Raw genomic sequence first — 24,142 nt, 5'->3', positions numbered from 1 at the left:
GAAAAGCGGGTTTTTTCCAAATTCACGCTTGACCATGCCGTTTTTGTCTGGTTAAATGCACGCCTCTGAACGCGATGCAGCAAAGGCGTGAAGGCCAATTAGCTCAGTTGGTAGAGCAGCGGATTGAAAATCCGCGTGTCCGTGGTTCGATTCCGCGATTGGCCACCATCCACCTTTACGCATTGCTTCGAGAGGCCAATTAGCTCAGTTGGTAGAGCAGCGGATTGAAAATCCGCGTGTCCGTGGTTCGATTCCGCGATTGGCCACCAGATTCCACGCCCGACCGTCACCGGCCGGGCGTTTTCACGTTTAAGCCCCTCCTTTCGGTGGACTTGCCGCCCCAGCCAGACGGATCGCCGTCTGCCTGCCGCTGATAAGCAAGCATCGTCATCGTGCTGCGCCAGTAGGGATGTCGCCCCTGCGGCATCAGCCAGGCCACTTCGCCGTCCAGCGGAACCAGCACACCGTCTTGTCGCTGATAATTGGATAGCCGACCCTCCCACGGCGTAGAGACCAACCGCCCCCCCACCAGCCTTCCCCGCTGCTCGGCGCGGACAGCCTCAACCAGACCGTCCCGGCCAAAATGGAATGTGAGCGACACTACAACTTCGCCATCGCAAAGCGTGGCGAGGGCGCTGGTTCCGTCGATTGCTTGCCACTTCACCCCCTGCCCAGGCAGTAGCACGTGCGGGTACCACGGCGCTTCCGCCAGAAACCGTGTCAGTTCGTCATGTGCGAGCTTAGATCGGTCGCAAGGCGCTCCCAGGGCAAACAGTCCCAGCAGCGCCGGCTCGAGCAGGCCCTCCCCGGCGACGTAGCCGTCATGTACGCAGACCGTCAGCAGAGGCAGCAGCGAAACCCGGGCATCCCAGACAAAGCCGGGGCGCTGCAACACCACCGTCTGCCGCGCACTGAACGGCCGCCAGCACTCGCCGCTTTGCCGCAAGTTGAGCACGCCTTGCTGACTCAGTGTCACCGAGCGGACTTGCACGGCACCTGCCGGCAAAACCTGTCGCAAATACCGGGCGACCGGTGCAGGCAAACCATGCAGGGCGTCAGGGTAGAAGCGTGGAACTGCCATGTCTTGGCGCAAGACGCATAACCGCGCCTGCACGGCACGCGTTTTCGCCGCCCAGCGCCGCAAGCCGTACCAGCGCAGCGCTGCAAGCAGCACACAGCCGGCGGCCAGCACGTCCCATGGCCAAGCGCTCATCGTCGCACCCGGGAAGGCTCACCAGCGGCAGGATGCAGCACGCTGTCCAGCGAACGCCTGGGTGTCACCGGCAGCGGCGCCTGCGGGTAACCCCAGCACAAGAGCAACTGCGGAAATGCCTGCGTGCCCAATAGCGACTGCAAACGCCGGCGCAGCACTGGCAACTGCACTGGCTGGTTCAGATAGGATGCCTGGATGCCATGGCGGCACGCCGTGAGCAAGGCGCGTTGCAAGGCCTGCCCGGCCATCAACCAGGCGCGGGGGTTGTCTTCCTCGCTGCTGACCACCGTCAGCCAGGGCGCCTGCGTCAAGCCTTGCCGGTCGTGCCCGGCCACCCTCTTGCCCAGGTCCAGCTTCCGCACGGCGGCCCGGGCCAACGGTGCCAGCAGTGCCGGCAAAGCCAGCCCGTCGCCGTCGCGCCGGCCATGCAGCCACATTGCCAGCTCCGCCCGCCAGGCTCTGTCGCGCCAACGGATGCGGTCGCCCTCGGCGACCAATTCGCCCACGGCCAGCCGCTGCGCCGCGTCGACCGTGATCAGCCCGGCGCCTTCCTCAGCGAGTGCTGCCACGACCGCGGCAGCTACAGCCGGCTCGGGCGCACGGCCGTCGTAAGCATGGCGGCAGGTACGCCGCGCGTCGATGCCAGGGCCAAGCCAGGCAAGCGAGGCGTCGGCCGGTCCGCACGACAGCCCGACATGGGCCAGCAAGTCCGCGTCGGCACGGCATGGCAGCAGCTCGACCCGCGCCGCCAGCCCGGCGGCGGCGGCCGCGACCCGCAACGTCATCAGCGCCGCGCCGCAACTGATCAGCAGCTCGCGGCCGTCCGGGTCGTTGACCGGCAATGCGCGGCGGCGGTCTGCCCACAGTTCGATCCGCGCGTCGTCCACTGCAAACTGCCACGGTTGGCTGTTGTGGCTGGAAGGCGCCTGCAAGGCCCGGGTGAGGAGGCTGGTGACGATGTCGGCCTGCATGAGTCTCCCTTTCTGGCTAATGCCGCGCGCCAAGCGGCACGCAGCGTACAACGGGACGCCTGTGCTGCTGCGACTAGCCCATCTACCACGACACAGGCCCCGCAGAAGCGTTAACGGGCGGATGCGTCCGGCTCGCCGACACGCGCCAGCATCACCGCGCGTGCCGCATCGCGCAACGCAAGCGCCGAACGCCAGTCCGTACCGGACGGAAACAGCGGCGGGTGGATCGTGACCGACAGCCGGGCAAACCGCGGCCAGCGCCGCTCGCCCGGCAACAAGGCGCGGGTTCCGCCCAGCGTCACCGGCAGCACAGGCGATCCCGTGCGCGCGGCGGCGAGGAAGGCGCCCATATGGAAGGGCAACAGCCCCGGCGCTTCGCCGAAGGTGCCTTCCGGGAAGAACACCAGCGCGTCGCCCGCCGCGAGCCGCGCCTCGAGCGCTGCTGAATCCTGTGCGCCGCGCGCGGCGTCGAAACGCTCGACGAAGGCTGCGCCCAGGCGGCGCAGCGGCAGCGCAGATAAGGCGCCGTTCAGCAGTTCGCGCTTGGCGACGTAGCCGAAGCGCGCGGGCAGCACGGCGCAGAGCAGCAGGCCGTCGACGTAGCTTGCGTGGTTGGCGACCACGACGACCGGCCCGTTGGCCGGCAGCCATTCAAGCCCCTCCACGTGCGCCGGCAGGCCGGCGGCCGCGAGCGCGAGCCTTGCGCCCGTGCGGGCCGCGTACCGGCGCAGGCGCAGCGTCGGCCCCAGCGCGATCAGGCACCACACCAGCGGCACGCACAGCACGAACACCGCCCACGCCCAGCATGGCCACAAGGTGCCGAGCGCCCTACGCAACGCGGCACGCACGCGCACCAGCGCCGCGGCGCCGGCTACCGTCGCCGCCTGGCGCCGCGCCGAGCGCGCCCGGCGCAGCAGCGTGCCCTGCTCGTAAGCCGCGCGGCAGGCCGCCCGGCGCAACTTGCCGCTGGAGGTCTTGAGGACCGTCCCCGGCGGCGCGAGCACCACGTCGTCCGCCGGCAGCCCGGTCAGGTCGACGGCCAGCGCTTCGACCTGCCGGCGGATCGCCCCCCTCGCCGCCTCGTCCCGTACGCGCACTTCAGCGAGCACCACCAGGCGCTCGGTGCCGGCACCCTCGTCGGTCGCGGCAAACACCACCACATTGCCGGCGCGCACGCCGGCGATGCGGCCGACCGCCTCCTCGAGCTCCTGCGGGTGGATGTTGTGCCCGCCGCGGATGATGATGTCTTTCTCGCGGCCGGTAATGAACAGTTCGCCGTCGGCCAGATATCCGAGGTCGCCGGTATTCAGCCACGCACCGTCGAACAGTTTGGCGGTGGCAGCCGGGTTGTCGAAATAGCCGGCGCACGCCGACGGCCCGCAAAACTGGACGCGGCCGACCCGCCTCTCGGGTAGCGCCAGACCTGCCGCGTCGACGATGCGCAACGCGTGCCCCGGCAAGGCATGGCCGCAGCCGGGCACGGCCTGCACGCCGGCACCGGCCGCTGGGGCAGGCTCGGCGACGCCGTCGTCGGCCAGCGCGCGCCGCGCCACATGGTCGATGCGCGGCCCGCGCCCCGATGGCGGAAAGGCCAGGCCCACCGACGCTTCGGCCAGCCCGTACACCGGCGACAGCGCCTCGCGGCGCAAGCCGTAGGGTGCGAGGCGCGCGGCGAAACGCTCGAGTGTCTGCGGGCTGACCGCCTCGGCGCCGTTGCACGCCATGCGCCAGGAAGAGAGGTCGAGCCCGGAGAGCGCCTCGTTGGCAAGCTTGCCGGCGCAGATCTCGTACGCGAAGTTGGGCGCCGCCGAGAGTGTGCCGCGGTAGCGCGAGATCGCCTGAAGCCAGCGCACCGGCCGCGCGAGGAAAGCAAGCGGCGACATCAGCACCAGCGTGAAGCCGATCACCATGCTGCCAAGGCCGGCGCCGATCAGCCCCATGTCGTGGTAGAGCGGCAGCCACGACACGAACACGTCGTCGGGCGTCGCCCGCGCCGCCTCCTGCATCGCGCGAAGGTTGGCGAGCAGGTTGGCGTGGCTCAACATGACGCCCTTGGGCTCGCCGGTGCTGCCCGAGGTGTACTGGAGGAAGGCAAGGTCACTACCCTGCCGGCGCGGCAGGCTCGGCGCCGCGCCGTACGCATTCAGCTCGCCGACGGTCAGGATGCCGTCCAGTGCCGGGCAGCGGGCGGACAAGGCGCTGGCGAACACCCGCGCGCGCGGGTCGGTCACCAGCCAGCGCGCGCCCGAGTTGGCGAGGATGGCGGCGACGCGGCGCAGGTGCTCTTCCAGTTGCGCCGGGCGCGCCGGCGGGTAGAGCGGCACCGGCACGCAGCCGGCGTAGAGCGCGCCGTAGAACACGGCAAAGAAGTCGAGCCCGGTCGGCAGCATCAGCGCGACGCGGCTGCCGGGCGCGGCGCCTTGCGCGAGCAGGCCGGCAGCGACCGCCCGCGCCGCGGCAGACAAGCGCGCGTAGCTGACCGCATCGTCCCGCCCCGCCTCGTCCAGCAGGTGGATATGCACGCGCCCGCCCTGGTGGCGGACATGCCAGTCGAGCACGACGGTGAGCGTCGCAAGGCTGGGTGGCGCCGCTGCGAACGCGCCGCCAAGCGAGGGCGCGTCCTCGGGCGCGGCCGCGCCTTGCTCCCGCTCCGCCAGTGCGGCGCCGGCCAGCGCCAGGAGCTCGGCCGGGGTCTCGGCGGCGAACGCGTCCTCCCCCAGTTGCACGCCCAGTTCGCGCTCGACGCGCGCAAAGAGTTCGACACGGGAGAGGCTGTCCAGGCCGAAGTCGCGCTCCAGGTGGTGATGGAGCCCGTAGCTTGCCAGCTCTGGCGCACCCGGCTTCAGCTCGCCAGCTAACTCGCGCACGATGGCCAGCAGACGCTCGTCTTGTCCCATGCTGCCGTCTCCTTATGCCCGCGGGACAGACGCCCGGCAGCAGGCGGAATCCGGCGGGCCCGGGCGAGTCCCGGCGCCCGCCTTCCAGCCAGGCGCAATCGGTGCTCCTGACCGCCGGATCCCTGACGTACAGCTCAGCCAGCCAACCCTGCTACGCGGGCACAGCCCGCCCCGTCCTCTTCCACACCATGCCGCAAACCCTGCAGGCGGGACAGCAGCGGCAGGTCAGGCTCTTCGACCCATTCCGCCGCACCTGCGATCACCTGCCCGCCCTCCGCATCCAGCGTCAGGCATGCCCCCTCGGCGACCACCTGATCGCCAAAACGCAGCACCCGCAGGGAGAGGTCCACCTGCATCGACTCGCACCCGACCAGGCAGACCTTGCCCAACTGCCGTGCGACCACCGCCGCGTGCGAGGTTCTGGCGCCGCGGCTGGTCAGCAGCCCGACCGCCACCTGCAGGCCTTCGATGTCGTCGGTTTCCGCATCCGTCCTCACCAGCACTACCATAGCTCCGGATGCAGCCCTGCGCCGGGCGGTATCCGCGTCGAGCACGACCTCGGCGCTCACCACCCCCGCGCTGGCCGGCGTCGCCCGCGCCAGCACCTGCAAGCCCGACGCGTCCTTGACGGCCAGGCGGGTATGCGAGAGCTCGCCCGCGGTGAGTTCCCGGGTACGGCTCAAGGCAAGCGCCCTGTCGATCACCCCCTCTTCCTGCAGGTCCAGCGCGATCCGGGCCGCCGCAATGCCGGAGCGCTTGCCGGCCCGCGTTTGCAGCAGGTAAAGGCAGCCCTCCTCGACGGTAAACTCCAGGTCCTGCATGTCCTGGAAATGACGCTCCAGCAAGCGCGCAGCCGCCTCGAGTTGCGCCAGACACTCGGCAGGCATGCCTGCCTCCTGCCCGGGGGCGCGGCGACGTCCGCCGACCACGTCCTCGCCTTGTGCGTTGCGCAAGTAATCAAACCAAAGACCCGGGGCGCCCGTGACCGGGTTCCGGGTAAAACCCACGCCGGCACCGGAACGCAAACCCGCATTGCCGAACACCATCCGCTGGATCATCACCGCCGTCCCCATCTCCTCGCCCAGACCGTGCATTTTCCGGTAGGCCTGCGCCTTGGCCTGATGCCAGGAACGGAATACGGCGAGCACTGACTGATGCAACTGGACTTGCGGGTCCTGCGGGAAGTCCTGGCCGGTACTGCTCAGGAAGAAATCCAGATAGCTGCGGACCAGCGACCGGTGTTCGGAGAAGTCCAGTTGCCGCTCGTCGCGCCCCTGCGCGACCTCCTCCGTCAGCCGCTCGAAGTGCTGCGCGGGAATACCCGCGACCACCGATCCGAATGTCGCGACCAGGCGCCGGTAGGCATCCCATACCATGCGCGGGTTGCCCGTCTGGCGCAGCAGGCCGCTGACGGTTTTGTCGCACAGGCCGACATTGAGCAGGGTCTCCAGCATGCCGGGCATCGATACCGGCGCGCCCGAGCGGACGGACACCAGCAGCGGCTGCCTCTCGTCGCCAAAGATTGCCCCTGCGGCCGCCTCCAGAGCGGGCATGCCGTGTGCGGCCAGCAAAGGCAAACAGGACTCCGGGCTCGCCGTGTAGGCCGTACCGATCACCAGTGCGGGCGGAACCGGCAGCCCCAGGTTTGCCATTTCGCGCAGGTTGAAGGCCTTCGCCCCCATGTCCTGCAAGGAGGCGTCGTTCCTTTTCGCCTGCGGACATCCGGCTATCAGGTAAAAATGCGGCGGCCACCGCGTATCCATTCTCATGACTGAACTCCAGACTTCTCGAGGACCCTGCCACGCAGGACGTAGGCAACCTCCAGCAGGCGGTCGGTCGCCTGTTCGACATTGGACGCGAACTCGACGGCCATTTGCAGCGCGGCGGCTTGCCCGCGCCACTGGCCGACCAGTTCCCAGCGCGCCATGCGCAGCGCCTCGTCACACGCGCGCTCGGCACGGACGATTCGCCAGAGCACCTGCAGGAATTCGTCGCCGTCACGCTGGGCGCTCCCCTCCTCCAGGTGGCGCGAGATTTCCACAACCTTGACCTGGTCCTGAATCGCGCCCAGGGTCAGTTCGGCAATGGCAGACAGATGCCGGTTGACCTCGGCAGGCATCACCGGCATGCCCGGGTGCTGCAGCAAGCCCAGCACAAAGACGGCCTCCTCCAGCACGTCGGCGACATCGTCCATCCGTTCAAGCAAGCCGAGCATCGGCTGCCAGCGCTCGAAGTGGTGGCTGCGCTGCCTGGCCTCGACCAGCAAATGGTCCGCCTGCCGCTCCCATGTCTTGGCCCGCGCCAGTTGCTGCTGGAGCCCGGAAGGCGAAGCCGGTTCGAGCAGCATTTCCACGATGCTCTGCGCCAGCGCTTGACAGTAAGCCGCCTGCTCTGCCAGCAAATCGAATTCGAAAGCGCGTTTGCGCATGGCCCGCGCCAGCAGCAGGCGGGCCTCGTCCGCCACCAGCGCCACCGGCTGCTGCTCCCTCAGCCTGACGCTGGCCTCCCGCATCAGCGCATACAGGTAGTCGCGCGCCGCGGCCTCTCCCAACACCCGGTCGAGGCGGTCGCCCACCCGGAAGCCCCCGCCATCCATCGACTGCATGGCGTCGTACACCAGCTGCTCGCCTCCGGCGAGCAGCCAGGCCATGTGTCCGAGGTCTTCCCGCGCCAGCTGTTCGAGAATGCCGACCGCCACGGGTTTACGGACAAAATGCTGCAAGCGCTTGCGCGCCCGGTTCCAGTCGATGACAAAGACGATCCTGGAAGCCGCCCGCTCCAGGGCTTCGGCCAAACGACTCTCGCTGCCGGATTGCAAGGAAGCGTACCCCACCTGATAGGACTTGCCTTCGTTGAGTGCCGCATCCTTGCCCGGAGAGATCGCCGTCCACTCGAACCCGAGTGGGCGCAACATGCCGGCAAAGAATTCGAAACGCGCCGGGTGCAGATCGGAGTAAGTCAGGTGCAGCGCATCCGGTGTCCATTCGATCACCAGCACATGGGCGTCGTTGGTACCGATATCGTTTTGCAGCAGCAGGCGGTCGCCGTCACGGGTGACCGCGGTATCCAGCCCGGGATGGCCGAACTTGAGCGCGGCGGTCGAGTGGAGTCCGCGCATGAAGGCCTGGACACGCGGGCGATCCTCGTCGAGGACCTGCCAGGCATGGGCGCCGTCAATTTCCTCGGTCGCCACGTCCCCCGCCAGGGTGTTGATCGCCTTGTGCAGATCCATGACCAGCAGGTGCAGGCTGTCCCCCGACTTGCGGTCCCCGTGCGTCAATTCATGCAAAAGGGCGGGGCCGATTTCCTCTGAGCCTGCCAGCGCTTCGAGCCTCGCATGCCAGGCGTCACATCTGGCCGCAAGCTCGGGCACGGGATGATCCGGCCGCCCGCAGACCGGCCTAGCCATGGCATGCAAGTCCCTGTCCAGCGCATCCAGCCACTCGCCCAGCCGCGGCACAAAGACAGCGTCGCCCTGCCGGTAGGCGCCATGGCCCAAGGCGGGCCAGCCAAGCCTGGCCCTGCAGGCCGAGGCGGACAAACTCTTTTTGCCAGTCGATACCGATGTCCCCACCGTGGTCCACTGCGTGGATCACGGTCTGCATCAGGCTCAGGTAGAGTTTCAGCCTGTCGTTCGCGGCCAGCGCGGCGGTAATCCACGCGGGCAGCAGTAAGGATGACTCCCCAAGGGAGGCGACAGCGCCTGTTTTCTGCATCGGGACGTCCTCATCGAGTGCGATCCGAGCATCATTAGCATGTGCAGATGTCACTTCCGTGACGCCCAAGGCACAAGGCAAGCAACAGGCCGCACCTGTGGCCAACCGGCTACAGTGCGGCTGCACAACAGGCGGACTGGGCCGCCACACGGTTCAGGACAAAGGCGCCCATTCCGCCAGCCAGAGGCCGGAGCCCAACGACAACGCCCGGCCAGATGGCCGGGCGTTGTCGTTTCGGGCGTGAAAAACGGCTAGCCGAACTGGCGGATATACGCGGCGATGCCGCCTAGCAGCATCTCGATCGAGATCGCCGCGAGCACCAGGCCCATCAGCCGCTCGAGCGCGGTGATCGCCTGCTCGCCCAGCAGCTTCTGAAGCCGGGTGGAAAACAGGAAGACGACGGTGGTCACCAGCATGGTGATGGTCAGCGCGCCGACCCACTCGAGCATGCGGTCAGGCTCGCGGGTCGCCATCAACAGCACGGTCGCCATCGCCGACGGCCCGGCGATCAGCGGGATCGCGATCGGCACGATAAAGGGCTCGCCGCTGACCTTGTCGCTGCCCAGTGCCCCGCCTTCGCCCGGGAAGATCATCTTGATCGCGATCAGGAACAGGATCACACCGCCGGCGACGCTCAGCGACTCGTCGGTCAGGTGCATCACCTTGAGAAAGGTCTGCCCGCCGAACATGAAGGCGAGCAGCACGCAGAACGCGATCAGGCATTCGCGGTAGATGACAAGACGCCGCCGCTCGGGCTTGACCTGCTTGAGCGCGGCGATGAATAACGGGATGTTGCCCAGCGGGTCGGTGATCAGGATCAGCAGGATGGTCGCGGAAACGAAGGTTGATTCCATGGTCGTCAAATTAAACGGCACAAAATGATAAAGGCGTGCGAATTATCGCACGCCTTGACCCTTTACGCCGCCGCTTAGCGGTTGGAGCCGGCGACCATCGGCAACACGAACAGACGGCAGTCGAGCGCGCCGTTGTAGAGCGGGATCTTGCGCGCCGGCGTCAGCCGCATCAGCTTGGGCATGCGCAAGTCACCGGTGAAAAAGTTCGCCGTCCAGCCGGCGAAGTGCTGCTTGAGCCAGCTGCCCAGTTGCGGGTAGAGCTCGGCGAGCGCGTCCTGCTCGTCCAGGCGCACGCCGTAGGGCGGGTTGCACACGATCAGCCCGCTTTCGGCGAACGGACGCGCGTCGAGCACGTCGCGCTGTGCGAGCGTCACCGCGCCGGCGAGGCCGACCCGGCCCAGGTTGTGCCGCGTCTTCACCAGCATCTGCACTGCGCGGTCCGAGCCGTGGATAGGCAGGGGCGCCACCGGCTTCTCGGCCTGGCGCGCGCGCGCCCGCACGCCTTCCCAGGCGACGGCGTCATAGCTTCTCAGTTCGGTGAAGCCGAATTCGCGCAGTCGGCCCGGCGCGCGGTTCAGCGCGATGTCGGCCGCCTCGATCAGCAAGGTGCCGCTGCCCATCATCGGGTCGAGTAGCGGCTGGCTGCCGTCGTAACCGGCCAGCAGCAGCACGCCGGCGGCGAGGTTCTCGCGCAGCGGCGCCTCGCCGGTCTCGTCGCGCCAGCCGCGCTTGAACAGCGGCTCGCCCGAGGTGTCGAGGTAGACGGTCGCCCACTCGGCGTCGAGGTAGACATGGATGCGCACGTCCGGGTAGCGGGTGTCGACGCTCGGGCGCGCGTCCTGCGCGCGGCGGAAGCGGTCGCATACCGCGTCCTTCACCTTGAGCGACACGAAGTCGAGGCTGCGCAAGCCGCTGCCGTGGCCATCGGTCTTGACCTTGATGGTGCGGCTGACGTCGAACCAGCGCGGCCAGTCGACATTCAGCGCCAGCGCGTAAATGTCGCGCTCATCGCGGTAGCGGCCGTGCGCGAGCCTGAGCAGCACGCGGCTGGCGGTGCGCAATTCGAGGTTGGCGCGCATCATCAGCGTCATGTCGCCGACAAAGCCCACGCCGCCGTCGGCCGTCTCGACGCGCTCCGCGCCCAGGGCCGCCAGCTCGCGCGCGAGCACGCCTTCCAGCCCGCGCGGGCAAGGCGCGAACAGGTCGAGCTCACGCGGCGGGCGCGCGGCCGCCTCGCGCTGGACGGGGGCGCGACGCTCTGCGGGCGCCTCGGGCTTGCTCGCCTCGTGCTCGGCTGCCGGCCGGATGAAATGGCGGCCAGCCTGGCTGCGCTGGCGGGATCTGAAACTGGACATGCCGACTCCTTGGAACAATCCCGCATCTTAGCGGATTTCGCGCGCCACTTCCCGCGCCGCAAGGCCGCATTTGGGCTAACATCGGCGGTTTTCCCGCAAAAGAGCGCCGCATGCAAGCGCAAGCCTTCGCCCCCCGCCTGATCGCCTGGCAAGCCCTCAACGGCCGCCATGACCTGCCCTGGCAGGTGAACGACCCGTACCGGGTGTGGCTATCCGAGATCATGCTGCAGCAGACGCAGGTCAGTAGCGTGCTCGAATACTACCCGCGCTTTGTCACGCGCTTCCCCGACGTGCAACAGCTGGCCGCCGCCCCCCAGGAAGAAGTGCTCGCGCTGTGGAGCGGGCTTGGCTACTACAGCCGCGCGCGCAACCTGCACCGCGCGGCGCGCATGGTCGTCGACGCGTTCGGCGGCCGCTTCCCCGAGACGCGCGAGGCGCTGGAAACCCTGCCCGGCGTCGGCCGCTCGACCGCCGCGGCGATCGCCGCCTTCGCCTTCAACGCGCGCGAGACCATCCTCGACGGCAACGTAAAAAGGGTGCTCACCCGGGTGTTCGGCGTCGAGGGCTGGCCGGGCGAGCGCAACGTCGAGAAGGCGCTGTGGACGCTGGCCGAGTCGCTGCTGCCAGAGGACGCCGCCTCGATGCCCGCGTACACGCAGGCGCTGATGGACCTGGGCGCGACCTGCTGCACCCGCGTAAGGCCCGCCTGTACGCGCTGCCCGTTCGCCGCCGACTGCGTGGCCCACCAGCAGGCGCGCACGGCCGAATTGCCGGCGGCGCGCCCGAAGAAGGTGCAGCCGACCCGCTACGCGACCCTGCTGCTCGCCTGCCACGGAGGCCGCGTGCTGCTCGAGCGCCGGCCGCCGGCCGGCGTGTGGGGCGGCCTGATGTCGCTGCCCGAACTGCCCGCGGGCGAATTGAGCGAGGCGTGGCTCGCGCAGTTAGGTACCGGAGAAGTGCTGCCGGCGTGGCCCGAGTTCGTCCACGTGTTCACCCACTTCAAGCTGGTGATCACCCCGCAGCCGGTAGAGGTCGACGCGCTCGCGCCACGCGCGGCGGACGACACGCGCCAGTGGCTGACGCCCGAGGCGGCGATCGAGGCCGGCGTGCCGACACCGGTGCGCCGTCTGCTCGAAGCGCTCAGTTCGGGTACACTGTCGGTCAGCCACCAGATCAGTACATAGTGATAGTCGTATGGTTTCTGTCGTCCGCCCTGTTGCCGATACCCTAGCCGACGCCGTCGACGCTGCGGCGTGGCTCGACCGGCTCTCCGCCGCCCTGCCCGCCGCCGACGGCGAGCTGCTTGCCCGTGCCTTCGCCGAGGCGCGTACCCTCTACCAAGACAAGACGCTGCCCTCGACCGGCGAAGACGTGTTCAGCCACGCGGTCGGCGCCGCCGCCATCGTCGCCGACCTTGACCTGCTGCCGGACGCGATCGCCGCGACCTTGCTGTTCGCGGTGCCCGACTACCTTGCCAACGGCCACGAATGGCTCGCGCGCACCTTCAACCCGACCGTCGCCATGCTGGTCGAGGGTGTCGGCAAGGTGCGCCGGCTGACCGAACTGGCCCGCCTCGACCGGCTGGCCACGCCGGAAGACCGCGCGCGCCAGGCCGAGACCATGCGCAAGATGCTGCTGGCGATGGTCACCGACATCCGCGTGGTGCTGATCAAGCTCGCGTGGCGCACGCAGACCATGCACTACCTGCCCAAGGTCGACGACGAGCCGCTGCGCCGGCAGATCGCGACCGAGACCATGGACGTGTTCGCGCCGCTGGCCAACCGGCTGGGGGTATGGCAGATCAAGTGGGAACTCGAGGACCTGGGCTTCCGCCACCAGGACCCGGACAGCTACAAGAAGATCGCCCGCCTGCTCGACGAGCGCAGGCTCGAACGGCTCGACTATATCGACCGCGTGCTGGACACCCTGCGCGGCGAGCTTGCGCGCGTCGAGGTGCACGCCGAAGTCGCCGGCCGGCCCAAGCACATCTATTCGATCTGGAAAAAGATGCGCAAGAAGAAGCTCGACTTCTCCGAGCTTTACGACATCCGTGCGGTGCGCATCCTGGTCGACAAGCTACAGGACTGCTACACGGCGCTGGGTATCATCCACAATATGTGGCAGCCGATCCCCGGCGAGTTCGACGACTACATCTCGCACCCCAAGGCCAACAATTACCGCAGCCTGCACACCGCGGTGATCGGCCCCGAGGACAAGGCGGTCGAGGTGCAGATCCGCACCTTCGAGATGCACGAGCACGCCGAATTCGGCGTCGCCGCGCACTGGCGCTACAAGGAAGGCGGCAAGGGCGACTCGGCCTACGAGGAGAAGATCTCGTGGCTGCGCCAGTTGCTCGACTGGCGCGAGGAGATCTCGTCCGAGCGCGAGGACCTGGCCGACGCGTTCAAGACAGAGCTGTTCGCCGACACCATCTACGTGCTGACGCCGCAGGGGCGCGTGCTGTCGCTGCCAGCCGGCGCGACGCCGATCGACTTCGCGTACGCGCTGCACTCCGACCTTGGCAACCGCTGCCGCGGCGCCAAGGTCGAGGGACAGATCGTCCCGCTATCGACCCCGCTCGCCAACGGCCAGCGCGTCGAGATCCTCGCCGCCAAGGAAGGCGGCCCCAGCGTCAACTGGCTGCACGAGGGCTGGGTCAAGAGCTCGAAGGCGATCACCAAGATCCGCCAGTTCATCCGCCAGCAGAACGCCGACGCGGTGCGCGAGACCGGCCACCAGCTGTTCGAGCGCGAACTCGCCCGCCACCCGGCGCACCACCCGAACCAGGCGGCGCTCGCCGAGAAGCTCGGCTTTGCCAAACTCGACGAGGTGTACGCGGCGCTCGGCCACGGCGAACTCTCCTTGCGCGCGCTCGCGCAGGCGATCGAGAGCTTCGCGCCGCCGCCGCCCGAGCTCGCGCCGGAAGACCTGGTCAAGCGCAGCCGTGGCGGCCACAACGCGGGCGGCATCCTGATCGAGGGGGTCGACAACCTGATGACCATCCTCGCCGGCTGCTGCAAGCCGGCACCGCCGGACACGGTGGTCGGCTTCGTTACCAAAGGGCGCGGCATCTCGATCCACCGCAGCAACTGCCTGACGCTCAAGCGCCTGTCGTCCGAGGCGCCCGAGCGACTGATCACCGCCGACTGGGGCGAGCAGAAGAACAGCGTGTTCCCGATCGACATCGAGATCATCGCGCGCGACCGCGCGAGCCTGCTACGCGACATCTCGGACACCCTGTCGCGCGAGAAGCTCAACGTGATCGCGATCAACAGCCAGACCAAGGACGCGCGCGCGCGCATGCGCTTTACGGTCGAGGTGCGCGGCGTGCAGGAAATCAGCCGCGTGATCGCGCATATCAACGAGATCCAGGGGGTGCAGGAGGCGTACCGCTGCTGAGGCGGAACGGGAATGCGTCGCGTTTTGTGCTTTGCACAAAAAATTGCTTGCCTTTCCGTGATGCAATGCACATAATTCGTATCGCATCATCACGTCGCACCTCATGCACGTTTTGGTGTTGTCTCCTCCATCCTCCTTCTTTAGGTGGAACTTGGCGCGATCTAACCGATTGCGCTTTTTTTTGTCCGCTCGCCCCCATATGCCATACGACTAGACAGCCGGCACCGGCTGCGGCAGTCTCGGGCGAAACCTTTCGGGAGAAAAGCATGCTCAGTCGCCGCGACCTGCCCGCGCTCGCCGCCGGCCTCGTCACCGTCCTCGTCGGCTACACCAGCTCGGCCGCGCTGGTATTCGAGGCGGCGCGCGCAGTCGCCGACACGCCGGAGGCGATCGCCTCATGGCTGATGGCGCTGGGGCTGGCGATGGGCGTGAGCTGCATCGCGCTGTCGCTGCGCTACCGGGTGCCGGTGGTCACCGCGTGGTCGACGCCGGGCGCGGCACTGCTGATCACCGCGCTGTCGGGCGTGTCGTTGCCGGACGCGGTCGGCGCCTTCATGTTCTCGGCGCTGCTGATCCTGGTCAGCGGCGCGAGCGGCGCCTTCGAGCGGGTACTCGCGCGCATCCCGCTGCCGATGGCCGCGGCGATGCTCGCCGGCATCCTGTTCAAGTTCGGCGCCAACGTCTTTCTCGCGATGCAGCACGAGACGCTGCTGGTCGGCGCGATGTTCATGCTTTATCTCATCTTTCGCGCCGGGCGCTCGCGCTATACGGTGCCGCTGGTACTGCTCGCCGGCATTGCCCTCGCCTCGCTCGAGGGCAACCTGAGAAGCGACCTGATCCGTTTCGAACTGGCCGCGCCGGTATGGACCGCGCCGTCGTTCGACCCGGCGGTGCTGTTGGGCGTCGGCTTGCCGCTGTTCGTCGTCACCATGGCCTCGCAGAACGTGCCCGGCGTCGCCACCTTGCACGCGCACGGCTACCGGCCGCCGATCTCGCCGATCATCGGCTTTACCGGCCTCGTCAACCTGGTGCTCGCGCCCTTGGGCTGCTTCGCGCTGAACCTGGCGGCGATCACCGCCGCGCTGTGCATGAGCCCGGACGCGCACCCCGACCCGTCGCGCCGCTACCTGGCGAGCGTCGCCGCCGGCGGCTTCTACCTGTTGCTCGGGGTGTTCGGCGCGACGGTCGGCAGCCTGTTCTCGGCCTTGCCGCCGGCGCTGGTGCTGGCGATCGCCGGCATCGCGCTGTTCTCCACGCTCGCCGGCGCCCTCGCCACCGCGATGCGCGACGAGGCGATGCGCGAGAGCGCGCTGATCACCTTCCTCGTCACCGCGTCGGGCTTCACCCTGTGGGGGGTCGGCTCGGCGTTCTGGGGACTGGTCGCCGGCGCGCTCGCCTGGCTCGCGCTCAAGCCGCGCGCCGCCTGAGTCAGTCCGCCGGCACCACCATGCCGCGTACCACCGCCGGCCGCGCGCCGACTGCGGCGAGCCAGCGCGCGACATGCAGGAAGGGTTCGAGGTCCACGCCGTGCCAGTCGTGCTTGGCCGCCCACGGGTAGAGCGCGATGTCGGCGATGCTGTACTCGTCACCCGCCACGTAAGGCTGCCCGGCCAGCGTCGTGTCGAGCACGCGGTAGAGACGCAGCGCCTCGTCGTGGTAGCGCTTTTGCGCGTAGGGGACCGTCTCGGGCGCGTAGCGCAGGAAATGGTGCGCCTGGCCGAGCATCGGGCCGAAGCCGCCCATCTGGAACATCAGCCACTGCAGCACCCGGTAGCGCGCCTCGCCCGCGGCGGGCAGCAGGCGGCCGGTCTTCTCGGCGAGGTAGACGAGGATCGCACCCGACTCGAACAGCGCGAGCGGCTGGCCGTCGGGACCTTCCGGGTCGACGATCGCCGGGATCTTGTTGTTCGGGCTGATCGCAAGGAAGGCCGGCGCGAACTGCGCGCCCGCGCCGATATCGACGGGGTGCACGCTGTACGCGAGGCCCAACTCCTCAAGCGCGATGGAAATCTTGCGGCCGTTCGGCGTACCCCAGGTGTAGAGCTGGATCATGACTTGCCTCCGTCATCAGGAAGACGCCATTGTGCCAGCCGCCAAGCCGCGCGCAAATTCCCGTCTCAACGCCCGTCTCAACGCCCGTCTCAGCGCCCGGCGGTGGTGCCCAATTCGACCACCTGCTCGGGCGGCAGGCGGTAATAGTCGGCGAGGTTCTGTCCTTGCCGGGCGAGGAAGCGGAACAGCGCGCGCCGCCAGCGTGGCAGCCCCGCCAGCGTCTCCAGCCGGCCGACCTGGCTCAGGAAATACGACACGTCACCCGACAACAGCGGCGCGAGCGCCGGCTCGGCCATCAGCGCGGCGGGCACGTCGGGTTCCTCGCGAAAGCCGAAGCGCAGGTAGACGCTCCAGGTCTCCGGCCCCAAGGGGTAGAGCGTCAGCCTTTGCCCGGCGCCGGCCTCGGGCGACTCCAGCATGCCGACGTGCACGAACAGGTTGCGCGCATGCAGGCAGTGGTAGTGCTTGAGGTTCTGCTGCAGCGCGAGCGGCACCGCGTTGTCGTGCGAACTGAGATAAACCGCCGTGCCGGGCACCCGTACCACGTCGGGCAGGTGGACGACGAAGTCGTGCAGCGGCAGCGCGCATTGATGGCGGCGCGCCTCGATCACGGCCTGCGCGCGCTGCCAGCTGGTCATCAGCGCGAACAGCGCGAGCCCCAGCGTCAGCGGCAGCCAGCCGCCATCCGGGATCTTGCTCGCGTTGGACGCGAGAAAGACGAGTTCGGCCAGCCACAGCCCGGCGAACGCCGCCAGATAGCGCAGCCTCTGCGTGCCGGAGAAGGTCAGCGCGACCAGCGTCAGGCACAGCACGGTGGTGATGTTCATCGAGCCGGACACCGCGATGCCGTAGGCGGCGGCCATCGCCTCGGCCGAGCGGAAGCCGAGCACCAACAGCACGACCACCGCGAGCATCAGCCAGTTGATTCCCGGCAGGTAGACCTGGCCGCGCTCGCGCGCGGAGGTGTGGCGCACCGCGAACGGCGGCAGGTAGCCCAGGTGGCCAGCCTGCTGCGTCATCGAGAACACGCCGGCGATGGTCGCCTGCGCGGCGATCACCGTCGCCATGGTCGCCAGCACCACCAGCGGCAGTTGCAGCGCCGCGGGCGCCAGATGGTAGAAAGGGTGGGCGGCGGCCTCGGGCGAGCGCAGCAGCGCGGCGCCCTGCCCGAAGTAGTTGAGCATCAGCGCAGGCCACACCGCGCGGAACCAGGCGACGCGGATCGGCGCGCGCCCGAAGTGGCCCATGTCGGCGTACAGCGCCTCGCCGCCGGTCATCGCGAGGAACACCGCAGACAAGAGCAGGAAGGCCGCCGTCGGGAACTCAAGCGCGAAGCGCAGCGCGTACCAGGGGTTGAGCGCGGCGAGCACCTCGGGCGAGCGCGCGATGCTGGCGCCGCCAAGCAGCGCGAGCACCGCGAACCACAACAGCATCACCGGGCCGAACAGTTTGCCGACCACCCCGGTGCCGAAACGCTGCAAGGAAAAGAGCGCAAGCAGGACGGCGAGCGAGAGCGGCAGCACCATGGGCAACAGCGCGGGGTCGGCGACGCCCAGTCCCTCGACAGCGGACAGCACCGAGATTGCCGGCGTGATCACCGCATCGCCGAAGAAGAGCGCGGCGCCGAACACGCCGAGCAGCACCGCGAGGCGCGCCACGCGCGGGTGCGCGTCGGCCTGGCGGTGCACCCGCGCCGCCAGCGCGAGCACCCCGCCCTCGCCGTCGTTGTCGAAGTTGAGGACCAGCGCCATGTACTTGAGCGAGATCACCAACAGCACCGACCAGAACAGCGCGGAGAGGGTGACCAGCACATGGTCGGGCGTCGGCGTGAGCGCGAAAGGCCCGGCAAACGCCATCCGGAACGCGTAAAGCGGGCTGGTGCCGATATCGCCGTACACCACCCCCATCGCCGTCAGCGCCATCAGCCACGGCGTGCCGCCCTTTTTCGCGTCCATCCTGTCCTCCGCCTGCGCGTATTTCAACAGACTAGATGACAGTTCCCAAAATCGCGCGGCTAGGGCTTGCCCGCGTCATCGGGCGCGCCGACAGCCAGCGCGCGCCAGCCGGCCCAACCCAACTGGTGCAGGGTTTCGATATTGGCGCGGTAGATCGCGTCCGGGTCGGCCAGCGCGGACACTGCACGCTCGACGTCAGCCTCGCGCAGCAAATGCAGCGTCGGGTAGGGCGAGCGGTTGCTGCAGTTGGCGACATCGCCCTCTTCGGCATCCTCGAAGCGGAAGTCGGGGTGGAAATGCGCGACCTGAATCACGCCGGTGAGCGCGTGCTCGTCGACCACCTCTTCGGCAAGATCGAGCACGTCGTTGAAGGTCTCGAAGTCGGGAAACAGCGTAGGGTGCACCAGCAAGGTGGTGTCGATCTTGGCCGGGTCGGCCTCGGCGAGGGTGTCGAGTTCGCGGTCGAGGTCTTCGAGGAAGGCGTCGAGGTGGCGCGCGGCGCTCACCACGATGCGCACCCGCCCCTCGACGTAGACGCTGCGGGCGAACGGACACAGGTTCAGGCCGATCACGGCCTCTTCCACCCAGCGGCGGGTAGCTTGTTCAACGGTTTTCGGATCCATGACCTTCTCTTTCTGGCTGCGGGACGGGTAGACGGGACGGGGCGGCACCGGCGCTCAGGGCTTGATGTAGGCCGCGCCCGCCTGCTGCAGCTCGACCAGCCGCACGATGCCTGCCGGCACCACCTGACAGCAGGCGGGCAAGGCCTCGCGGGCGACCCCGAAATTTTGCATCGCATTATGACAGACCTCGAAGCGCAGCCCCTGCCCGGCAAGCGTTGCTGCCAGCGCGGCGCTGTCGCCGGAGAGGTCGCGCACCAGCAGGATGGCGGGGCCGGTCACCACCAGGGTCAGCTCGAACGGCTGCCCCTGTCCTGAGACGGCCTCGAGGGTATGCCGGATATTGCCCAGGGCCATGCCAAATACCTGGAGGTCCTGGTGATCGACGTGGAACGCGGCTTTGAACATGCTCGATACTCCCCGGGAATTGAAAGTATCCACAGCATAGGACAGCCCGTGCGCGCAGCGCCCGGGCAGAAAAGACAGCCGCCGGATCAGCTGACCCGGCGGCTGTGGACTCAGGCTTGGCGGGGAATTACTTGCCGGCCTTGAACTGCTGCCACAGGCGGGTGTAGCCCTGGATCACCTTGGGCGGCACGGTCAGCATCACGAAGCTCGACTTCAGGCTGTCCTTGGACGGGAAGATCGACGGGTTGCTGACGTATTCCTTCTTGATCAGCGGCTTGGCGGTCAGCGCGCCGGGCGCGTAGGTCACCGTGTTGGCGTTGTTGGCGGCAACCTTGGCGTCGAGCGAGTAGTTGATGAACTTCAGCGCGTTATCGACGTTGGCTGCGCCCTTGGGGATCGCCAGGCTGTCGATCCAGATGCCGGTGCCTTCCTTCGGCATCAACACGTCGACCTTGACGCCGTTCTTCGCCTCGGCCGCGCGGCGCTTGGCGATATTGAGGTCGCCCGAGTAGCCCATCGCCACGCAGACCGAACCGCCGGCCAGCTCGTTGATGTAGCCGGACGACGAGAAGCGGGTGTACGACTTGCGCGCTTCCTTCAATTGCGGCATCAGCGCCTTGTAGTCGTCGAGGTTGGTGCTGTTCGGGTTCTTGCCGTAGTAGTGCAGCGCCATCGGGAAGAACTCGGCCGGCGAATCAAGCACGCTGACCCCGCAGCCCTTGAGCTTGGCGACCACTTCCGGCTTGAACACCAGGTCCCACTGGTTGGCCGGCAAGGTGCCGCCCAGAGCCTTCTTCACCTTGTCGACGTTGATCGCCAGCGTGTTCACGCCCCAGAAGTACGGCACGCCGTACTGATTGCCCGGGTCGAACTGCGCCATGATGCGCAAAAGCTCGGGGTCGAGGCTCTTGTAGTTCGGGATCTTGCTCTTGTCGATCGGCTGGAACATGCCGGCCTTGATGCCGAGCTCCAGCGTGTTGTTGGTCGGCACCACCAGGTCGTAGCCCGAGTTGCCGGTCATCAGCTTCGCGCGCAGCACTTCCATGCTGTCGTACACGTCGTAGCGGACCTTGACGGCGTTGGCCTTCTGGAAGTTGGGGACCGTGTCCTCGGCGATATAGTCCGACCAGTTGTAGATGTTCAGCGTGCCTGCCGCGTGCACGCTCCCGGCCATCCCCAGCGCGGCCAGCACGCACCCCAGCGTCTTCTGTGTCTTCATTGTTTTCTCTCCTTGCAGGAAATGCCGTCGTCGTGATGCGACGCTACCGGCAAGGCTAAACCCGGACATCATTTTTGTCTAACAATTTCAACGCCATAACCGGACAAACAGAGCACAAGCTCGACAGACAGAATAAACAGCACGCGAAACAGATAAACCGGCAATAAAAACAACGGCCTGCACACCGGCCGTTTAACAAGTCAAACACCCGGTTCCGTCCACCCGATCAGCGTGCGCTTTTCAGTCGCTGCCACAGGCGGGTGTAGCCCTGCATGGTCTTCGCGCTGAGCGTCTTGGCCATATAGCTGCCCTGCAGGTCCTGCGAAGTGGGGAACACCGAGCGCTCACGGGTGAAACGCGCGTCGATGTACGGGCGCGCCGCGCTCACGCCCGGCGCGTAGCTGACCGCGTTGGCGTTGGCGGCCGCCGTCTTCGGGTCGAGCATCGCATTGATGAAGGCGTGCGCCTCGTCTATGTTGCGCGCATCGACAGGAATGGCCATGGTGTCGACCCACACGTCCAGCCCCTTCTTCGGCAACAGCACCTGGATCTTCACGCCGTTTTTCGCCTCCTCGGCACGGCGCTTGGCAATATGAAGGTCGCCCGAAAACCCCATCGCGACGCAGATCGACCCGCTCGCCAGTTCGTTGATATAGCCGGACGACGAGAAGCGGCTGTAATGGGGGCGCAGCTTGCCCAGGGCCGGCATCAGCGCCTCGTAGTCGGCAATATTGTCGCTGTTCGGGTCCTTGCCAAAATAGTGCAGGGCCTCCGGGAAGAACTCGCTGGGCGAGTCGTACACGCTGATGCCGCACTGCTTGAGCTTGGCGACGGTCGCCGGGTCGAACACCAGCGCCCACGGGTCATCCGGCAACTTGCCGCCGAGCGCCTTCTCGACCTTGGCGACATTGATGCCGATGGTGTTGATCCCCCAGAAATACGGCACCGCGTAGCGGTTTCCCGGGTCGAAAGACGCCAAGAGCCGCAGCAGCTCCGGGTCGACGTATCTCCAGTTGGGCAGTTTGCTCTTGTCCAGCGCCCGGAACATGCCGGCCTTGACGCCCAGCCCCATCGTATTGTGCGACGGCACCACCACGTCGTAACCGGTCTTGCCGGTCATCAACTTGCCCTTGAGCGTCTCGTTGCTGTCATACACGTCGTAGCGCACCTTGATCCCGGTACGCTTCTCGAACGCAGGTACCGTTTCCTCGGCGATATAGTCGGACCAGTTGTAGACGTTGAGCGACTTGGCCGCCTGCGCGCCGGGCAGCCACGCGCAAAGCAGAAGCACACCGCAGAGCTTGCTCATTTTCATGTTGATTTCTCCTGGGAAGCACGGATGGGCAGGCGCCGCCGCACCTGCCCGGGCAACGCTTAACGCCGGTAGACCTGCCGGCCCATGAAGACGGTCATCTCGACTTGGGTGTCGGCGATCTGCTGCGCCTTGCCGGATGCGACCAGGTCGAACAGGTTGCGGTCGAGCACGATGAAGTCTGCGGACTTGCCCTTTTCGATCGAGCCGCTGACGGCATCCTGCCGCACCGCACGCGCACCGTTGATCGTGTACGCCATAAGCATGTTCTGCAAGGACGTGCGCTCGTGCGCGGTATAGCCCCCTGTGCCATCACCTTCCGTCGAGCGGGTCACCCCGCTCGCGATGTTGACGAAGGGGCGTGGATCGCGGCTGTCGACCGGCGCGTCGCTGCCGGCTACCAGCACGGCGCCTTCCTTGCGCGTGCTCTCGACCGGGTAGAACGCCTTTTTGACGTAGCCTAACGGGTCGTACAGCACGTCCTCGATCTTCTGCCCGGCCTTGCTCGGGTGAATGAAGGGGGTGACCAGCAGGTCGTACGCCATCGACGGCGCGGTCCAAGCGTAGGTGTAGGTCAGGAAGATGCCCAGCGCGCCCAGACGCTTCTGGTCATCGGGGTGGACCATCTGCAGGTGGGCAACGGTGTGCGGGATCCCGCTCTTGCCGTTGCGTTCCCGTGCCGACTGCAAGGCGTCGACGGCGGCGCGGGTGCTGCGGTCACCGATGCTGTGCATGTGCACGCTGAAGCCCGACTTGTCGAGCGCGCTGACGTAGTCGTTCAGCAGGCCCGCCTTTTCTTCGTAGTTGACGATGCCCCTTTCACCGGAGTCCTCGCTGTCGGCGCTGACCGTCACCTGGCCGTCTGCGTCCTTTTGCAGGTGGGGCTTGTGGAAGCTCTCCAGCATGCCGGCATTGGGGAAGGCCGGCGGCGAACTGAACGGATCGCCCTCCAGCACGCCGTCGACGAAGATCTTCACTGCGTCAGCCTTGATCAGCGGGTTGCCGGCAAACTGCTGGCGGACCGCCTGCGCCCTGGCCAGGTGGGTATCGACGTACGCCTGCGCCTCGTCGCCGGACTTGTCGCGGTAGTCGTCGCCGATAAAGCAGGTCGCAGCCGTGACCCGCATGTTGAGAATCCCCTGTTTTTGCATGTTGAGGTAGCGCTGCCGGATGAAATCGCTGGTACACGCGTCCTGCACGCTGGTGATGCCGCGCGAGGCAAGCAGGGAAGAGACCGCGGGCAGGATCGCGTCGTACAGTTTCGCCGCCTTGTCGTCCGACGCGCTGAGCAGGCCGGAGTCGGGCACCGGGATCGCGCTGCGCGCATCCTCGCGCACCACCCCGCTGTCGAGGCTCACATACGGCGCAAACTCGGCGAATACGCCGCCTGCGGCCAGCGTCGACGCGCTGAAGCCCACCGTCCTGCCCTGCTTGTCCTGCGCCAGGTCCAGCGCCCGCTGGCTATACGCGCTGGCATGGCCGTCGGTCCCGGCCAGCACCACCGGGTTGTCCGGCGCCACCTTGTCGAGCACCTCCCGCACGTTCCGGTAGCTCGCCGTCGGATTGTTGCCTTCATAGGGAGACCACTGGTTGACCACCAGCCAGTCGCCCTTGGCCGGCGCGTACTTGGGTAGGCAGGCTTTAACCTTGTCAGCCAGTTCGTCCAGCGTCACCCCCTTGCTGTCCAGGTCGCACATGTCGAGCGCGACCGTCCCCATCGCATGCACGTGGTTGTCGTGCAGCCCGGGCAGGACCATCTTGCCGCCCAGGTCGACCACCTTGAAGCCCTGGCGCCGGTAGGCCGCGACGTCCGCGTCGCTGCCTACCTCGACAAACTTGCCATCCTGCACCGCAAACGCGCTCGCCTCCGACAACTTCGCATCCTGCGTATACACCTTGCCGTTCACGTACACGGTCCCCGACACCGGCGCCCCGCCGCCGCCTTGCGAACACCCCAGCAGGAGCCCTGCCCCCACCCCCATGACAAGTGCCCTGCCCACGGCACGCTGGTCAATCCTTTTCATCCTGGCTTCCTCCTTTTTGCAGTTATTGCTGCAGTATGAAAGCCATTTATCGCACCCAGATCGATTTATTGCAGTAAAAACTTAACTTCAAGACTGGAATCTGTAGTTGCTTTACAACTTCGTCATCTCCTAGAGTGGGCACTCCGC

At 67.3% G+C, this 24,142-nt stretch carries 17 protein-coding genes and 2 tRNA genes; 5 read left to right on the top strand and 14 right to left on the bottom strand.

Going from position 1 to position 24,142, the window contains the following annotated elements; all coding sequences use genetic code 11:
* Window positions 1–92 precede the first annotated feature (92 nt).
* Window positions 93–168 (top strand) — tRNA-Phe (locus E5K04_RS09945).
* A 25-nt stretch (window positions 169–193) separates the two neighbouring features.
* Window positions 194–269 (top strand) — tRNA-Phe (locus E5K04_RS09940).
* Between the two features lie 17 nt (window positions 270–286).
* On the opposite strand, the gene E5K04_RS09935 is transcribed toward E5K04_RS09940, so the two are convergent.
* The 7 genes from E5K04_RS09935 to E5K04_RS09905 all read right to left on the bottom strand — a co-directional run bounded on the left by E5K04_RS09935 (window position 287) and on the right by E5K04_RS09905 (window position 11,006).
* A complete protein-coding gene (locus E5K04_RS09935; RefSeq protein ID WP_136553562.1) occupies window positions 287–1,213 on the bottom strand; it encodes a DUF6920 family protein in 927 nt (308 codons plus the stop codon).
* The gene (locus tag E5K04_RS09930; protein WP_136553560.1) at window positions 1,210–2,184 is read right to left on the bottom strand and encodes an Acg family FMN-binding oxidoreductase; all 975 of its coding nucleotides are present in this window, start codon (window positions 2,182–2,184) and stop codon (window positions 1,210–1,212) included. The genes E5K04_RS09935 and E5K04_RS09930 overlap by 4 nt, the downstream gene beginning before the upstream one ends.
* 110 nt (window positions 2,185–2,294) lie before the next feature.
* Complete coding sequence (locus tag E5K04_RS09925; protein ID WP_136553558.1) at window positions 2,295–5,081, bottom strand: AMP-binding protein; 2,787 nt, start codon at window positions 5,079–5,081, stop codon at window positions 2,295–2,297.
* A gap of 134 nt (window positions 5,082–5,215) precedes the next feature.
* Window positions 5,216–6,850: a PEP/pyruvate-binding domain-containing protein gene (locus tag E5K04_RS09920; RefSeq protein ID WP_136553556.1), complete on the bottom strand. Its 1,635-nt coding sequence runs from the start codon at window positions 6,848–6,850 to the stop codon at window positions 5,216–5,218.
* Window positions 6,847–8,454: a DUF47 family protein gene (locus tag E5K04_RS09915; RefSeq protein ID WP_205700336.1), complete on the bottom strand. Its 1,608-nt coding sequence runs from the start codon at window positions 8,452–8,454 to the stop codon at window positions 6,847–6,849. The genes E5K04_RS09920 and E5K04_RS09915 overlap by 4 nt, the downstream gene beginning before the upstream one ends.
* A gap of 594 nt (window positions 8,455–9,048) precedes the next feature.
* The gene (locus E5K04_RS09910) at window positions 9,049–9,651 is read right to left on the bottom strand and encodes a MarC family protein (RefSeq protein WP_136553554.1); all 603 of its coding nucleotides are present in this window, start codon (window positions 9,649–9,651) and stop codon (window positions 9,049–9,051) included.
* A 74-nt stretch (window positions 9,652–9,725) separates the two neighbouring features.
* A complete protein-coding gene (locus E5K04_RS09905) occupies window positions 9,726–11,006 on the bottom strand; it encodes a THUMP domain-containing class I SAM-dependent RNA methyltransferase (protein WP_136553551.1) in 1,281 nt (426 codons plus the stop codon).
* A 110-nt stretch (window positions 11,007–11,116) separates the two neighbouring features.
* Here E5K04_RS09905 and mutY point away from each other — a divergent pair, with 110 nt between their 5' ends.
* From mutY to E5K04_RS09890, 3 genes are all read left to right on the top strand, one after another.
* Window positions 11,117–12,190 (top strand): A/G-specific adenine glycosylase, encoded by a 1,074-nt coding sequence (gene mutY / locus E5K04_RS09900; protein ID WP_136553549.1) that lies wholly within the window; start codon window positions 11,117–11,119, stop codon window positions 12,188–12,190.
* 10 nt (window positions 12,191–12,200) lie between these two features.
* Window positions 12,201–14,405: a RelA/SpoT family protein gene (locus tag E5K04_RS09895; protein WP_136553547.1), complete on the top strand. Its 2,205-nt coding sequence runs from the start codon at window positions 12,201–12,203 to the stop codon at window positions 14,403–14,405.
* Window positions 14,406–14,671: 266 nt separating this feature from the next.
* Window positions 14,672–15,832, top strand: coding sequence for a benzoate/H(+) symporter BenE family transporter (locus E5K04_RS09890; protein ID WP_136553545.1), 1,161 nt, complete (start codon window positions 14,672–14,674; stop codon window positions 15,830–15,832).
* Between the two features lies 1 nt (window position 15,833).
* On the opposite strand, the gene E5K04_RS09885 is transcribed toward E5K04_RS09890, so the two are convergent.
* The 7 genes from E5K04_RS09885 to E5K04_RS09855 all read right to left on the bottom strand — a co-directional run bounded on the left by E5K04_RS09885 (window position 15,834) and on the right by E5K04_RS09855 (window position 23,995).
* Complete coding sequence (locus E5K04_RS09885) at window positions 15,834–16,457, bottom strand: glutathione S-transferase family protein (protein WP_136553542.1); 624 nt, start codon at window positions 16,455–16,457, stop codon at window positions 15,834–15,836.
* 89 nt (window positions 16,458–16,546) lie between these two features.
* On the bottom strand, window positions 16,547–18,412 hold the full coding sequence (locus E5K04_RS09880; protein WP_136553540.1) for a potassium transporter Kup: 1,866 nt from the start codon (window positions 18,410–18,412) through the stop codon (window positions 16,547–16,549).
* 59 nt (window positions 18,413–18,471) lie between these two features.
* Window positions 18,472–19,035, bottom strand: a complete 564-nt coding sequence (locus E5K04_RS09875; protein ID WP_136553538.1) for a DUF1415 domain-containing protein — start codon at window positions 19,033–19,035, stop codon at window positions 18,472–18,474.
* A 54-nt stretch (window positions 19,036–19,089) separates the two neighbouring features.
* Window positions 19,090–19,440 (bottom strand): DsrE family protein, encoded by a 351-nt coding sequence (locus E5K04_RS09870; protein ID WP_136553536.1) that lies wholly within the window; start codon window positions 19,438–19,440, stop codon window positions 19,090–19,092.
* A gap of 127 nt (window positions 19,441–19,567) precedes the next feature.
* Entirely contained in the window at window positions 19,568–20,659 is a 1,092-nt protein-coding gene (locus E5K04_RS09865) for a polyamine ABC transporter substrate-binding protein (RefSeq protein ID WP_136553534.1), read from the bottom strand.
* 226 nt (window positions 20,660–20,885) lie between these two features.
* Entirely contained in the window at window positions 20,886–21,974 is a 1,089-nt protein-coding gene (locus E5K04_RS09860) for a polyamine ABC transporter substrate-binding protein (RefSeq protein ID WP_136553533.1), read from the bottom strand.
* A gap of 59 nt (window positions 21,975–22,033) precedes the next feature.
* Window positions 22,034–23,995 (bottom strand): amidohydrolase, encoded by a 1,962-nt coding sequence (locus E5K04_RS09855; protein ID WP_205700335.1) that lies wholly within the window; start codon window positions 23,993–23,995, stop codon window positions 22,034–22,036.
* Window positions 23,996–24,142 lie beyond the last annotated feature (147 nt).

The organism is Crenobacter intestini (genome assembly GCF_004919095.1).
GTDB lineage: Bacteria > Pseudomonadota > Gammaproteobacteria > Burkholderiales > Chromobacteriaceae > Craterilacuibacter > Craterilacuibacter intestini.
This window is presented reverse-complemented; position numbering and strand designations above follow the sequence as displayed.

Coding starts and splice junctions, on each gene's coding strand:
- E5K04_RS09935 (WP_136553562.1), bottom strand. CDS start 1,213: ATGAGCGCTTGGCCATGGGACGTGCTGGCCGCCGGCTGTGTGCTGCTT.
- E5K04_RS09930 (WP_136553560.1), bottom strand. CDS start 2,184: ATGCAGGCCGACATCGTCACCAGCCTCCTCACCCGGGCCTTGCAGGCG.
- E5K04_RS09925 (WP_136553558.1), bottom strand. CDS start 5,081: ATGGGACAAGACGAGCGTCTGCTGGCCATCGTGCGCGAGTTAGCTGGC.
- E5K04_RS09920 (WP_136553556.1), bottom strand. CDS start 6,850: ATGAGAATGGATACGCGGTGGCCGCCGCATTTTTACCTGATAGCCGGA.
- E5K04_RS09910 (WP_136553554.1), bottom strand. CDS start 9,651: ATGGAATCAACCTTCGTTTCCGCGACCATCCTGCTGATCCTGATCACC.
- E5K04_RS09905 (WP_136553551.1), bottom strand. CDS start 11,006: ATGTCCAGTTTCAGATCCCGCCAGCGCAGCCAGGCTGGCCGCCATTTC.
- mutY (WP_136553549.1), top strand. CDS start 11,117: ATGCAAGCGCAAGCCTTCGCCCCCCGCCTGATCGCCTGGCAAGCCCTC.
- E5K04_RS09895 (WP_136553547.1), top strand. CDS start 12,201: ATGGTTTCTGTCGTCCGCCCTGTTGCCGATACCCTAGCCGACGCCGTC.
- E5K04_RS09890 (WP_136553545.1), top strand. CDS start 14,672: ATGCTCAGTCGCCGCGACCTGCCCGCGCTCGCCGCCGGCCTCGTCACC.
- E5K04_RS09885 (WP_136553542.1), bottom strand. CDS start 16,457: ATGATCCAGCTCTACACCTGGGGTACGCCGAACGGCCGCAAGATTTCC.
- E5K04_RS09880 (WP_136553540.1), bottom strand. CDS start 18,412: ATGGACGCGAAAAAGGGCGGCACGCCGTGGCTGATGGCGCTGACGGCG.
- E5K04_RS09875 (WP_136553538.1), bottom strand. CDS start 19,035: ATGGATCCGAAAACCGTTGAACAAGCTACCCGCCGCTGGGTGGAAGAG.
- E5K04_RS09870 (WP_136553536.1), bottom strand. CDS start 19,440: ATGTTCAAAGCCGCGTTCCACGTCGATCACCAGGACCTCCAGGTATTT.
- E5K04_RS09865 (WP_136553534.1), bottom strand. CDS start 20,659: ATGAAGACACAGAAGACGCTGGGGTGCGTGCTGGCCGCGCTGGGGATG.
- E5K04_RS09860 (WP_136553533.1), bottom strand. CDS start 21,974: ATGAAAATGAGCAAGCTCTGCGGTGTGCTTCTGCTTTGCGCGTGGCTG.
- E5K04_RS09855 (WP_205700335.1), bottom strand. CDS start 23,995: ATGAAAAGGATTGACCAGCGTGCCGTGGGCAGGGCACTTGTCATGGGG.